At 70.0% G+C, this 12,100-nt stretch carries 12 protein-coding genes; 4 read left to right on the top strand and 8 right to left on the bottom strand.

All coding sequences use genetic code 11. The features are described from left to right. A complete protein-coding gene (locus ACFYO0_RS35015; protein WP_388684320.1) occupies positions 1-519 on the bottom strand; it encodes a PaaI family thioesterase in 519 nt (172 codons plus the stop codon). Positions 520-667: 148 nt separating this feature from the next. On the opposite strand from ACFYO0_RS35015, the gene ACFYO0_RS35010 reads away from it, so the two are divergent. Next, positions 668-1,879: a CaiB/BaiF CoA transferase family protein gene (locus ACFYO0_RS35010; protein ID WP_388684316.1), complete on the top strand. Its 1,212-nt coding sequence runs from the start codon at positions 668-670 to the stop codon at positions 1,877-1,879. A gap of 48 nt (positions 1,880-1,927) precedes the next feature. On the opposite strand, the gene ACFYO0_RS35005 is transcribed toward ACFYO0_RS35010, so the two are convergent. The 4 genes from ACFYO0_RS35005 to ACFYO0_RS34990 are packed head-to-tail and all read right to left on the bottom strand — an operon-like array spanning position 1,928 to position 5,577. Beyond that, a complete protein-coding gene (locus tag ACFYO0_RS35005) occupies positions 1,928-2,692 on the bottom strand; it encodes an SDR family NAD(P)-dependent oxidoreductase (RefSeq protein ID WP_388684313.1) in 765 nt (254 codons plus the stop codon). Further along, positions 2,692-3,231, bottom strand: a complete 540-nt coding sequence (locus ACFYO0_RS35000) for a nuclear transport factor 2 family protein (RefSeq protein ID WP_388684310.1) — start codon at positions 3,229-3,231, stop codon at positions 2,692-2,694. The genes ACFYO0_RS35005 and ACFYO0_RS35000 overlap by 1 nt, the downstream gene beginning before the upstream one ends. Then, positions 3,228-4,406, bottom strand: coding sequence for an acyl-CoA dehydrogenase family protein (locus ACFYO0_RS34995; RefSeq protein ID WP_388684308.1), 1,179 nt, complete (start codon positions 4,404-4,406; stop codon positions 3,228-3,230). Before ACFYO0_RS34995 ends, ACFYO0_RS35000 begins: the two co-directional genes overlap by 4 nt. Positions 4,407-4,440: 34 nt before the next feature. Then, complete coding sequence (locus ACFYO0_RS34990) at positions 4,441-5,577, bottom strand: acyl-CoA dehydrogenase family protein (protein ID WP_388684305.1); 1,137 nt, start codon at positions 5,575-5,577, stop codon at positions 4,441-4,443. Between the two features lie 68 nt (positions 5,578-5,645). Between ACFYO0_RS34990 and ACFYO0_RS34985 the strand changes: the two genes are divergently transcribed. Next, positions 5,646-6,467, top strand: a complete 822-nt coding sequence (locus ACFYO0_RS34985) for an enoyl-CoA hydratase/isomerase family protein (RefSeq protein WP_388684303.1) — start codon at positions 5,646-5,648, stop codon at positions 6,465-6,467. Positions 6,468-6,513: 46 nt separating this feature from the next. After that, positions 6,514-7,023 carry a MaoC/PaaZ C-terminal domain-containing protein gene (locus ACFYO0_RS34980; protein ID WP_388684301.1) on the top strand — a complete coding sequence of 170 codons (510 nt, stop codon included), beginning with the start codon at positions 6,514-6,516 and terminating at the stop codon, positions 7,021-7,023. Between the two features lie 32 nt (positions 7,024-7,055). Here ACFYO0_RS34980 and ACFYO0_RS34975 read toward each other — a convergent pair whose 3' ends face one another. The 3 genes from ACFYO0_RS34975 to ACFYO0_RS34965 all read right to left on the bottom strand — a co-directional run bounded on the left by ACFYO0_RS34975 (position 7,056) and on the right by ACFYO0_RS34965 (position 11,213). Continuing rightward, on the bottom strand, positions 7,056-8,465 hold the full coding sequence (locus tag ACFYO0_RS34975) for a family 1 glycosylhydrolase (protein ID WP_388684299.1): 1,410 nt from the start codon (positions 8,463-8,465) through the stop codon (positions 7,056-7,058). Between the two features lie 161 nt (positions 8,466-8,626). Next, complete coding sequence (locus ACFYO0_RS34970) at positions 8,627-10,228, bottom strand: GMC family oxidoreductase (protein WP_388684296.1); 1,602 nt, start codon at positions 10,226-10,228, stop codon at positions 8,627-8,629. A gap of 82 nt (positions 10,229-10,310) precedes the next feature. After that, positions 10,311-11,213, bottom strand: coding sequence for a crotonase/enoyl-CoA hydratase family protein (locus ACFYO0_RS34965; protein WP_388684294.1), 903 nt, complete (start codon positions 11,211-11,213; stop codon positions 10,311-10,313). 81 nt (positions 11,214-11,294) lie between these two features. Between ACFYO0_RS34965 and ACFYO0_RS34960 the strand changes: the two genes are divergently transcribed. Continuing rightward, entirely contained in the window at positions 11,295-12,092 is a 798-nt protein-coding gene (locus ACFYO0_RS34960) for an enoyl-CoA hydratase/isomerase family protein (RefSeq protein WP_388684291.1), read from the top strand. Positions 12,093-12,100: the final 8 nt, after the last annotated feature.

Here is a 12,100-nt window from a genome sequence, read left to right as displayed (position 1 = left end):
TCACTCCTCGGTCAGCGGTTGGATCGGGTCGGTGGGGTCGATCAAGTCGATGGGGTCGCCGACGCCCGGCCGCTCCCCGGAGATGGTCACCACCACCTGCCCCCGGGCGCAGATGCGTCCATCGGTCATCACGTCGACGTCGGCGAAGTGCACCCTGCGGCCCCGCCTGACGCAGCGTGCGTAGGCGACGGCCTCCCGGCCCCGGGCGGGCGCGAGGTACTGCACCGACATCGACACGGTGCTGAGCAGACTTCCCTTCGCGAAGTCGTGTCCGGCGATCACCGCTCCCGCGCCCGCGGTGTCGATGAGCGCCGAGATCACTCCGCCGTGGAAGACGCCTTCGTGGGCGGAGAGGGCCTCGGCGTACGGAAGCACCATTTCGACGCCGTCCGGGTCCCAGCGGACCACCCGCATACCGCTGCTGCGGTTGAACTTGACCCCGCGCTCCCATCGGGCCCGGAACCACTCGCGGCGTTCGCGCTGCTCCTGGTCGGTGAGGGTCCTCGCCGCGACGGTCATCCGCACGCCCTCCGCCTCTCGACCTGTCGGCCGATCGATATAGTTACATGATTTGGCTAGTTCAAGCAATCATACGACAGACCGAACGCGTATGTATTATTTATCTAACTCATTCATCGGCTTTGCTTGCGTAGAGGGAGGGCCTCAGATGCCGTCGACCGCCCTGGCCGGGATCCGCGTCCTCGATCTGTCCCGCATCCTCGCGGCACCCCTGGCCACCCAGATGCTGGCCGATCTGGGCGCCGAGGTGATCAAGATCGAGCGGCCCGGCACGGGCGACGACTCACGGACGTACGGCCCGCCCTTCGCCGACGGCCCCGAGGGCGCGAGGACCGACACCGCCGCCTTCTACCTCTCCTGCAACCGCAACAAGCAGTCGGTCACCGTCAACCACGCCACCGCGGAGGGCCAGGAGTTGATCCGCGCCCTCGCCGCCCGGTCGGACGTCCTGGTCGAGAACTTCCGCGCGGGGACGCTGGCGAAGTACGGGCTCGACCACGAGAGCCTGCGGGAGCTCAACCCTCGCCTGGTCTACCTCTCCGTGACGGGCTTCGGACAGTCCGGGCCCTATGCGCAGCGCCCCGGATACGACGGCATCTTCCAGGCCATGTCCGGGATGATGAGCGTCTCCGGACACCCCGACGAGCCGATGAAGGTCGGGGTCAGCATGGTCGACATCCTCACGGGTCTGTACGCCTCCACGGCCGTCCTCGCGGCCCTGCGGCACCGGGACGCCACCGGCGAGGGCCAGTTCATCGACCTGTCCCTGCTGGACTGCGGGCTGGCCTCGCTGTCGCACTTCGCGATGAACTACCTGATCTCCGGGGAAGTTCCGCAGCGGCGGGGCAACGGCGGTTACGGCGGGATCCCCTCTCAGGCCTTCATGTGCAGCGACAAGCCGCTCTTCCTCGTGGCGGGCAACGACAAGCAGTTCGCCGCGTTCTGCGCGGCGGCCGGCCGCACTGAACTGCTCCACGACCCGCGGTTCGCCACGACCTCCGCCCGGATCACCCACCGTGAGGAGATCCTGCCGGTGCTGGAGGCGATCCTGCGCACCCGCACCAGGGACGAATGGCTGGCTGTGCTCGACGCGTACGACGTCCCTGCCGGACCGTTCAACGAGATGCCCGAAGTCTTCGCCGACCCTCAGATCCAGCACCGCGAGATGCTGGTCGAGGTCGAGGACCCGGCGTCGGGCCGGCTGCCGTTGCTCGCCAATCCGATCCGGTTCGCGGCGACGCCGGTCGAGGGGTACGCCACGCCGCCTGCGCTGGGCGAGCATACGGCCGAAATTCTGGGCAGGCTGGCCGGGGTGACGGAGGACCAGCTCTTGGAACTGCGGGGGCGGGGCGTCGTGTGAGGTGAGTTGGTGGGTGCGCGTGGGAGGTCTTTCGCCCCCCTCACCGAGTCATCCGATCAGCGTCCGCCCACCCTCCAGCATCAGCGTCGCCCCGGTCAGGTAGGCCATGTCGTCGCTGACCAGCGCGGCCACCGCCCGGCCGATGTCAGCCTCCGGGTCCCCCATCCGCCCCAGCGGAATCCCGGCCAGCACGTGCTCGGCCTTCTCCGGATGGGCGGCGAAGTACGCCTCCGCGGCCGGGCTCAGTGCGGCCGGGCAGACGACGTTCACGCGAATCCCGTACGTGCCCCACTCCCGTGCGGCGACCCGCGTCAGCCCGCGGATGGCCTCCTTGGCCATCGCGTATGCCGCGAAGGTCGCCTCGCCCTGCACCGCGGCCGAGGAGCCGAGGTTCACGACGCTGCCGCGGCTCGCCTTCAGATGGGGCAGGGCGGCCTGCATCGCGTGGAACGTCGCCAACGGGCCGCTGCGGTAGGTGAGTTCGACGTCGTCGTACGACGTCTGCTCAAGCCGGCGCTGCACCGAGCTCTGCGCGTTGTTGACGAGGACGTCAAGGCTGCCGAACTCCCGTACCGTCTCGGCCACCATGCGGTCGACGTCGCCGCGCTCGCCCACGTCCCCGACCACGGTGTGCACCCGCCCGCCGCGCTCGGCGATCATGACGGCGGTGTCCTTCAGCTTGCCCTCGGTACGGCCGGTGATCACCACGGGCGCTCCCTCCGCAGCCAGCGCGAGCGCGATACCGCGGCCCACACCCTGACCGCCGCCGGTGACGAGAGCCGTCTTCCCGGCCAGCCGTGTGCCTCGCTCCATCACGTCTCCATCTCGTTCTTCCAGAAGGCCGCCCAGGTGGGAAAGGCGTCGGGCAGCGCCGGTTGTCCGGCTCCCTCCCAGCCTTCGAATCCCACCGCCTGGGGGCGCTCGGTCACATCGGCCGCGTACCAGTGCTGCTCGCGGCGCCGGGAGAAGTACCACTCGCCGTCCACGCGCGCGTAGTCGTCGAGGTAGCGGATGGCCATGACGATCCACCGCTCCCCCACCTCGTGCTCGGCACGGCAGTAGACGGAGCCGGTGGCGGTGTCGCGGCCGGTGAACTCGATCCGGTGACCGCAGATCTGGTGGATGGACCGGTGGAATCCGCGGACGAGGGGTTCGATGTACGACCGCAGCGCCTCCCGCCCCCGGCCGCGGCGGCCCATGTCCACATCGGGCCGGAAACAGCCGGCCCAGGCGTCGAGGTCGCGGGCGTCCACGGCCAGCGCGTACCGGATGGGGAGTTGCTGGATCGCCAGGTGCGACTCGATGCGGTCGAGGCGATCTTCAAGTGACGTCGGCGGCGTCAGCGGCGTCACGGGCGCGGCTCCCTGGGGAGACCGAGGACCTGCTCCCCGATGATGTTCCGCTGGATCTCGCTCGACCCGCCGTAGATCGTCTCCGCCAGGGAGAGCAGGAACGAGCGCTGGCGGGTGTCCAGGCCGTAGTCCTCACCGACGATTTGGCCGGCGGGTCCGGCCAGTTCCATGGCCAGGTGCCCGAGTTGCTGGTGACGTGTCGAGGCGTACAGCTTCGCGGTGGTGGCCTGCGCGCCGGGCGTGCGGCCCGCGGTCAGTTCGGCGATGGTGCGCAGGTTGGTGGTGCGCATGATGCGTACGGAGATCCAGGCGTCCACGATCCGGCAGCGCAGCATGGGGTCGTCGAGCGCGCCCCGTTCCCGGGCCAGGTCGATCAGCGCCTCCGCCTCCCGTTCGAAGGTGAGCTGCTGCGGCAGCAGCGTGGTGCCGCGCTCGATGCCGAGCGTCGCCATCGCCGTGCGCCAGCCCTGGCCGGCCTCGCCCACGACCATGTCCGCGCCCGTGCGCGCGTCGGTGAAGAAGACCTCGGCGAACTCGTCCTGGCCGGCGAGGTTGCGGATGGGCCGGATCTCCACGCCCGGTTGGTCGGCGGGCACGAGCAGCATCGTCAGTCCCTTGTGCCGCCGGGAGTCCGGGTCGGTGCGCGTCAGGACGTACAGCCAGTCGGCGTACATGCCGAAGGAAGTCCACACTTTCTGCCCGTTGACCACCCATTCGTCGCCATCGCGCTCGGCTCTGGTGCGTACGGAGGCCAGGTCGGAGCCGGCGCCGGGTTCGCTGAAGCCCTGGCCCCACAATTCCTCGACGGTCAGGATCGGCGGCAGGAAGCGCTTCCTCTGCTCCTCGCTGCCCATCTTGAGGATCATCGGTCCGAGCAGGTCGAGGGCGTTGGTGGTGGCCCGGTAAGGGGCGTTGGCACGCGCGTACTCGTACTCGAAGACGATCTCCTCGATGAGTCCGAGCCCCCTGCCCCCGTATTCCTTCGGCCAGCCGACGCCCAGCCAGTTCCCGGCCGACAGCTCACGGTCCCAGGCGAGACGCACCTCCCAGGCCGTCCCGTCGGTGGGGCCGCCCACGCCCCGGTGCTCGGCGAACTCCCCCACGAGGTGGTCCGCCAGCCAGTCCCGCAGCTCGTCGCGGAAGTCACGCACCGCGGGCCCGAAGTCCAGCTCCATTCCAGCTCCTTTGCCGATGGTCAGATGCCGGTGATCAGATGCCGAGCCGGGTGGCGAGCAGCTCCCGGTGGTACGACGGCGTGCCGAGCAGTACCTCGGAGCTCTTGGCCCGCTTCAGATAGAGGTGGGCAGGGTGCTCCCAGGTGAAGCCGATTCCGCCATGGACCTGGATGTTGTCCCCGGCGACCTTGGTGAACGCCTCCGAGCAGAAGGCCTGGGCCAGGGCCGCCGAGACGGCGATCTCCGTCTCGTCGCCTGCGTCCAGCGCCCACAGTCCGCCGTACGCGGCCGAGCGGGCGGACTCGATCTCGACCAGCATGTCGGCGCACTTGTGCTTGATGCCCTGGAACGAGCCGATGGGCCGCCCGTACTGCTCGCGAATCCCGGCGTACTCCACCGCTGCGTCCAGGGCTGCCGCGGCTCCGCCGACCTGTTCGGCGGCCAGTAGGACGGAGGCCGTGGCGAGGGTGCGTTCGAGGACCGGCCACGCCGCGCCCTCGGTGCCGAGCAGGCGGGCGGGGGTGTCCGTGAACTCCACGCGGGCCTGCTTGCGGGTCTCGTCGAGGGTGGGAAGGGGGGTGCGGGTGAGACCCGGTGCGCCGGGGTCGACCGCGAAGAGGCTGATGCCGGAGAGGGTGCGGGCGGCTACCAGGAACAGGTCGGCGACGTGTCCGTCGGGGACGTAGGTCTTCGCGCCGGTCAGCTGCCACCCGGCCCCACCTGCCGTCCCGCCCGCCGTCTCGCGTGCGGTGAGCCGGATGCCCTGCTCGTCCCAGCGGCCGCCGGCCTCGGTGAGCGCCAGCGTGGCCACACTCTCTCCCGACGCGATGCCCGGCAGCAGCTCACTTCGGGCCTGCTCGTCGGCGCAGCGCAGCAGCGCCTCGGCGGCCAGGGCGACGGTGGCGAAATACGGCGCGCACAGCAGCGCGCGGCCCGCCTCCTCGAAGACGACGCCGAGGTCGACGTAGCCGAAACCGGAACCGCCGTACTCCTCCGGTACGGCGAGTCCCTGCAGGCCGAGTTCCGCGCCCATCCGCCGCCACACGGCGCGGTCGTAGCCGCACGGATCGGCGGCCAGGCGGCGTACGTCCGCCTCGCCGGAGTATTTGGTGAGGAAGGACCGTACGACCTTGCGCAGTTCGTCCTGTTCCTCGCTGAAGGTGAGATCCATGTTGCCCGTCCTTCCGCGATACAGTTAGATAATTATAGTATCCGCACTGAATACACCAGGAGCGCGGCGTGACGGATCTCTACGACCAGTTCACGAGCCTGACCTTCGAGCGGCCGGCGCCCGGCGTGCTCCGTATCGTGCTCGACGCCCCGAACCTCAATGCCGTGGATCCTCGGATGCACGGTGAGCTGGCCGACATCTGGCCGGTCGTCGACCGGGACGAGCAGACCCGTGCCGTGCTGTTCCAGGGGGCGGGAAAGGCGTTCTCGGCCGGCGGGACCTTCGACTCGATCGAGGCCCTGATCGAGGACCACGGGGTGCGTGCCCGGGTGATGCGCGAGGCACGGGACATGGTGTACGGGGTGATCAACTGCTCCAAGCCGGTGGTCTCCGCTATCCACGGGCCGGCCGTCGGCGCGGGGCTGGTCATCGGCATGCTGGCGGACATCTCCATCGCCGCCCGCACCGCGAAGATCGTCGACGGCCACACCCGCCTCGGCGTCGCGGCCGGTGACCACGCCGCCATCTGCTGGCCCCTGCTGTGCGGTATGGCCAAGGCCAAGTACTACCTGCTGACCTGCGAGGTGCTCACCGGCGAGGAGGCGGAGCGGATCGGCCTTGTGTCGAAGTGCGTGGACGACGAGGACGTGCACGCCGAGGGTCTGCGGGTGGCGACGGCCCTCGCCGCCGGGCCCGCCAGTGCCATCAGCTGGACCAAGCGGTCCCTCAACCACTGGTACCGCACCGCCCAGCCGATCTTCGAGGCCTCGCTGGGCCTTGAGTTCTTCGGGTTCGCGGGACACGAGGTCGTCGAAGGGCTGGCCGCCCACCGCGAGAAGCGTGCCCCGGACTTCGAGGGCGTGGGCGACAAGCACCCGCTCGATCTCTGACAGCAGGTCCCTGGTTCCGCTGATTCCGTACGGAGAGGATTCCACCATGGCGTCGGAGCACACCACCACCGCCGAAGTCGCCCCGCTGGTGCAGGGGTTGACGTACGAGGACATGCCTGTGGGGCTGGTCTTCCGGACCGCCCGCCGCACCGTCACCGAGACCGATCTGGTCAACTTCATCACCTGGGGCGGCTTCACCGAGCCGCTGTTCTGGGACGCCTCGCACGCCGCGGAGGGCGGCTACACCGGCCGACTGGTCCCGGGAGGGCTGACCTACTGCCTCGCCGAAGGACTCGTCCTGCAGACGAACGTGCTGCACGGCACGGGCCTCGCCTTCCTGCACATGGACCTGACCGTGCGGGGACCGGTGTACGTCGGCGACACGGTCTATGCCGTTGTCGAGACCACGGGCTCCCGCCCGTCGAGCAAGCCCGGCCGGGGCGTGGTGACGAGCCGGATCACCGTGCGCAACCAGCGGGACGAGGACGTGCTCGTCTACAACCCGGTGCGGCTGATACGGGGCAAGGACTACGGCAAGGACGACAGCGAGGAGTAGGGCAGGGAGTGGGGCCAGAACCAGGGCCAGGACTACGGGGCTCCGAGCCGCTGATCCCTGGAAACGGCCGGCACCAGGGTCAGCCCGGGACCTCCGCCGGGTGCGGCGGCATCGGCGAACGCTCCGCCGTGCACCCAGTCGGACGGCATCGGGGGGCGCGGCGGGGGCTCGTGATCCGGGACGGCCATCGAGTACAGGCGGGTGTAGCGGAACTTCGCCTCCAGGTTGTCGAGGACCGACCAGTACTCGTAGCCGCACACGTCCACCCCGGCAGCAACGAGTCCCGCCAGCCAGGACAGCCTGGCGCGCAGCAGAGCCCGGCGCCGCGCGTCGTCACAGCGTCCCGTCCCGTCGACCAGGTCCAGATCACCCATGCCGTTGTCGACGACGGACAGCGGCGGCAGCCGGTCCCCGTACAGATAGTGGAGGCCGGCGACGGCATCGGCGAGGCCCTCGGGGAGGATGGGCCAGCCGTATGCCGTCGTCTCCACGTCGTCGAAGGGGACGATCGCGAAACCAAGGCCCACCAGCAGGCGATTCACCTCGTTTAGGGCGCTCAGGCACTTTGTGGTCGGCAGCACGCGAGGCAGGTTCTCCGGTGCCGTGACCCGGAAGGGCGTGTGCCAGGACAGGCCCAGCAGGTCCTGTGCGGTGGCGATGACGTCCAGGTCTCCGGGCCGGACGCAGCCGGTGGCCTCGACCGGTGAGATGTCCTCCTCGGTCACCATGTGCTCGCCGAGCAGCATCGGGTCGAGGAAGAGGCGGTTGGTCCAGCTCTCCAGGCGTTCCAGGGCGAGGCGGTCGAAGGGGTCGTCGGTGGCCGGGTAACCGCCGACGAGCGTGATCGTCGTGCCGATCCGGCCGCTCGCGCCGGCGGCCCTGAGTGCCTGGGCCGCGAGACCGTTGGCGAGCAGGATGTGGTGGACCGTGGGCAGTCCCGCCCGGCCGATGCCCCGGCCCGGGCCGTACATGCCGGCCACGTGGTCCGCGAGCGTGGGCCCGGCGAGATCGGTGGAGGTGATCCAGCGCTCCACCCGGTCGCCGAATCGGTGGCCCAGCTCGGCGGCGTACGCGGCGAAGTGCTCGGCGGTGTCGCGGGCGAGCCAGCCGCCGGCGGCGTCCAGCCAGGGGGGCAGCGACCTGTGGAGCAGGGTGAGGCCGGGCCGCAGGCCGCGCGCGACAAGGGAGTCGAGCGCGCGGTCGCAGCGGTCCAGGGCGTCCCGGTCCCAGGTGCCGGGGCCGTCGGGCTGGAGCTGCGGCCATCCGGCGACCATCCGGTGTGCGTCCACGGGGGCGCCGACCAGTTGCCGGATGTCCTCGGTCCACTGCCGGAAGTGCCCGCCCTGCTCCGGCGGGGGTGGCGGTGGGGCCGCGACGGTGTCAGCGGTGGCGACTCCCCAGTCGACACCGCGGAAGGATTCGTGCAGGGAACCATCGCTCATGGTGACCGTCCAGGCGATGAATGGTTAAGCGCATTCAGCTGAATGCACGCCGACGGACGCTAACACTTCGAGCAAACTACGACAATGTTTCGGCCAGATCTCTCCGGTTCGGCCGGATCATGCCGGTCCGAGGCCCGAGTCATGCCGGTCCGAGGCCCGCATCAGGCCTGTCCGAGGATGAGGTCGGATGCCCGCCAGGCCATGGCCATGATCGGCGCGTTCAGATTGCCGGACACCATCGTGGGCATGACCGAGCAGTCCACGACCCGCAGGCCTTCGACTCCGCGTACGCGCAGCTCAGGATCGACGACGTCCTCGTCAGCCGGCCCCATGGCGCAGGTGCCGACGGCGTGGTAGCCGCAGCGCCCGTGGTCCAGGCCCGCGTCGATGATCTCCCGGTCGGCCTGCACGGCGGGGCCCGGCAGCGTCTCGGCGGTGATCCGGCCGGCGATCGGCTCGGTCTCGAAGAGCTCCCGCATCCTGCGGAAGAGCGCGGTTCCCACCGTGCGGTCGTGGTCGGACCCGTAGTAGTTCGCCGTGATGGTCAGGGGGGCCTCGGGATCGGCCGAGGTGATGTGCAGACCGCCCTCGGCGGTGGGACGCAGGATGTAGCCGAGGCCCATCACGCCGGGCTCGCGTTCCACGCCGGTTTCCTTGCCCGGGACGTCAGGGAGCAGGGACACCGGTGCGATCAGCAACTGCGCGTCCGGGCGGATGAGTTCGGGGCGGGTCTTGAAGAAGGCGATGACGTCGAAGGCGGGGGCGGCCAGCGGTCCGCTGCGCGTCGCCATGTATCGCATCCCCGACAGGGCCTGCCGCAGCGGGGTGCTCAGTGCCTTGTTGTAGCCGAGGTTGTCCTTCAGCCGGTACTGGACGACGAAGCAGCGGTGCTCGCGCATCCTGCCGCCGACGTGCGGGCTGTCGACCAGGACGTCGACGCCCGCCGACTTCAGTGTCTCGGCCGGTCCGATACCCGACAGCTGAAGGATCTTCGGCGTGGCGATGCTGCCTGCGGAGAGGATCACCTCGCGCCCGGCCAGGACGTCGCTCTCCTGGCCCTTGCTGCGGGTGCGGACGCCCAGCGCCCTGCCGTTCTCCGTCAGGACCTTTGTCACGACGGTGTCGACCGTCACGGTCAGGTTCGGCCGGTGCGCGACCGGGTGCAGGAAGGCGCGGGCGGCGCTGAACCGCTGCCCGTCCTTGATGGTGGCCATGGCGTAGCCGATGCGTTCGTCGTCACTCGCGTTGAGGTCGTCGGCGCGGCTCCAGCCGAGTCCGGTCCCGGCGGCGATGGCCTCTTCGCACAGCGGCTCGGGCTTCGGCACGGTGGAGACGTGCAGCGGGCCGCCCGCGCCCCGGACCTCCGAGGCGCCCAGCGCGTTGTCCTCCATCTGCCGGAAGACCGGCAGCATCGTGTCCCAGCCCCAGCCGGGGTTGCCGAGCCGCTCCAGCTCGTCGTAGTCGGCGCGGTCCCCGCGGTTGTAGACCATGCCGTTGACGGAGCTCGATCCGCCGAGTGTGCGGCCCCGGACCCAGTGTTCGACCTTCCCGGTCGGACTCACCGGTTCCACCGGGTAGTGCCAGGCGAACCGGGGGTCCCCGAGCAGCTTGCCGAATCCCTTGGGCATCTTGATCAGCGGAGTCGTGTCCCGGCCGCCCGCCTCGATCAGCAGCACGGTCGTGCCGGGGTCCTCGGAGAGGCGGCCCGCGAGCACGCAGCCGGCCGAACCGGCGCCCACCACGATGTAGTCGAACGTCGTCATCGATCTCCCTCACTCGCCCGGGCCTGACTCACCCGTGCCCTGACTCACCTCTGCCTGAGTCACCGGTGCTCAATGCCCGTGCTCACTCGCCGAAGGGGCGGAACTCCTCGTCCTGCCACCAGGGGTAGACGGGGGGCATGTCCTTGCTGACCCGGCCCGGGAACTCCGGGGATCGCTTGGCCAGGAACGACTCGACGCCCTCCGTCGGGTCCGGGCCGCCGCCGATCTGGCTCATGATCCGTGAGTCGAGCCGGTGCGCCGTCATCGGGTGGGGCTCACCGAGCATCCGCCACATCATCTGCCGCGACAGCGCTACCGAGATGGCCGAAGTGTTGTCGGCGATCTCCCGGGCCAGTTCGTAGGCCGCCGGCAGCAGCTCCTCCGGCGGGTGGACGGATCGGACAAGACCGGCCGCCAGCGCCTCGTCGGGGCCGAAGACGCGGCCGGTCGCCACCCATTCCATGGCCCGCTGCATCCCCACGGCCCGCGGCAGGAACCAGCTGGCGGCGGACTCAGGCACGATGCCGCGGCGGGCGAAGACGAAGCCGAACTTCGCAGAGGTCGACGCCAGCCGGATGTCCATGGGCAGGGTCATGCTGGCCCCGACGCCCGCCGCAGGGCCGTTGATCGCCGCGATGACCGGCTTGGTGCAGGAGAAGATCCGCAGCGCGACCCGGCCGCCGGTGTCCCTGTGCCAGGCTCCGGCCGTACGGTGGTCGAAGGTCGAGCGTCCGCTGCTGACGTCGGCGCCCGCGCAGAATCCGCGCCCGGCACCGGTCACCACGACCACACGTATGCCGTCATCGGCGTCGGCCGCGTCCAAGGCGTCGAGCAGGTCGTGCATCATCTGCGGGCCGAAGGCGTTCAGCTTCTCGGGCCGGTTGAGGGTGACGGTGAGGATCCCGTCCGCCGCCTCGGCCCGCACGGTCTCGTACGCCCGCTCATACTTCTGCCCGTACTCGCGCTCGTAGTCCTGCTCCGGCATCCGCGTCCTTCCTCCGTCACCCCGCGAGCTGGTTCTCAGAAAGCTAAATTAGTTATACCATTCAACTCTACCGACTCACCCATGCTTACGGCGGTGGAGATGAAGGATCTGATGACGGATCTGGTGGTGATGGCCGTCGGGCCGGTCCGGCTGGTCGAGCTGAACCGGCCGGAGCAGCTCAACGCGATGAGCGAGGAGCTGCATTCGGGCCTCGCGTCGGTGTGGGACGACCTGGCTGCCGACCCGGAGGCACGGGTGGTCGTGCTCACCGGGCGCGGCCGGGCGTTCAGCGCCGGCGGCAACCTCGACACCATGACCCGGGTCCAGCGCGACGCCGCCTTCCGGGAGCAGCAGGTCGACGAGGCCCGCCGGATCATCACCGGCATGGTCCGCTGCCCGCTCCCTGTGATCGCGGCGGTCAACGGTCCCGCCGTGGGCCTCGGCTGCAGCCTGGCCCTGCTGAGCGACCTGGTGCTGATCGCCGACGATGCCTATGTCGCCGATCCGCACGTCCAGGTCGGGCTCGTCGCGGGCGACGGCGGCGCCTACGTCCTGCCGCTGCTCGTCGGTATGACCCGGGCGAAGGAACTGCTGTTCCTGGGCGACCGGGTGAGCGCCGAGGACGCGGTCCGCCTGGGCATCGCCAACCGTGCCGTACCCAAGGACAAGCTCATGGACGAGGCCATGGACCTGGCCGGACGGCTGGCCGCCCAGCCCGCGCAGGCGCTGCACGAGACCAAACGGGCGGTGAACCGGCACTTGGAGCAGGCCCTCGACACCGTGATGGAACCGGCCCTGCTCGCCGAGCGGGACACCATGCACGGACCGGACCACATCGCCGCCGTGGAGCGGATCATCGCCTCGCGCGGCCGTCGCTGAGCGGGAGA

It is taken from the genome of Streptomyces sp. NPDC006365 (genome assembly GCF_042870755.1).
GTDB lineage: Bacteria > Actinomycetota > Actinomycetes > Streptomycetales > Streptomycetaceae > Streptomyces > Streptomyces xiangluensis.
The sequence above is the reverse complement of the archived record's forward strand: the minus strand, read 5'-3'. Positions and strand labels throughout refer to the sequence as shown.

What these genes read in the sequence shown, in the direction of transcription:
- ACFYO0_RS35015 (WP_388684320.1), bottom strand. Translation starts at nt 519, where the DNA reads ATGACCGTCGCGGCGAGGACCCTCACCGACCAGGAGCAGCGCGAACGC.
- ACFYO0_RS35010 (WP_388684316.1), top strand. Translation starts at nt 668, where the DNA reads ATGCCGTCGACCGCCCTGGCCGGGATCCGCGTCCTCGATCTGTCCCGC.
- ACFYO0_RS35005 (WP_388684313.1), bottom strand. Translation starts at nt 2,692, where the DNA reads ATGGAGCGAGGCACACGGCTGGCCGGGAAGACGGCTCTCGTCACCGGC.
- ACFYO0_RS34995 (WP_388684308.1), bottom strand. Translation starts at nt 4,406, where the DNA reads ATGGAGCTGGACTTCGGGCCCGCGGTGCGTGACTTCCGCGACGAGCTG.
- ACFYO0_RS34990 (WP_388684305.1), bottom strand. Translation starts at nt 5,577, where the DNA reads ATGGATCTCACCTTCAGCGAGGAACAGGACGAACTGCGCAAGGTCGTA.
- ACFYO0_RS34980 (WP_388684301.1), top strand. Translation starts at nt 6,514, where the DNA reads ATGGCGTCGGAGCACACCACCACCGCCGAAGTCGCCCCGCTGGTGCAG.
- ACFYO0_RS34975 (WP_388684299.1), bottom strand. Translation starts at nt 8,465, where the DNA reads ATGAGCGATGGTTCCCTGCACGAATCCTTCCGCGGTGTCGACTGGGGA.
- ACFYO0_RS34970 (WP_388684296.1), bottom strand. Translation starts at nt 10,228, where the DNA reads ATGACGACGTTCGACTACATCGTGGTGGGCGCCGGTTCGGCCGGCTGC.
- ACFYO0_RS34965 (WP_388684294.1), bottom strand. Translation starts at nt 11,213, where the DNA reads ATGCCGGAGCAGGACTACGAGCGCGAGTACGGGCAGAAGTATGAGCGG.
- ACFYO0_RS34960 (WP_388684291.1), top strand. Translation starts at nt 11,295, where the DNA reads ATGCTTACGGCGGTGGAGATGAAGGATCTGATGACGGATCTGGTGGTG.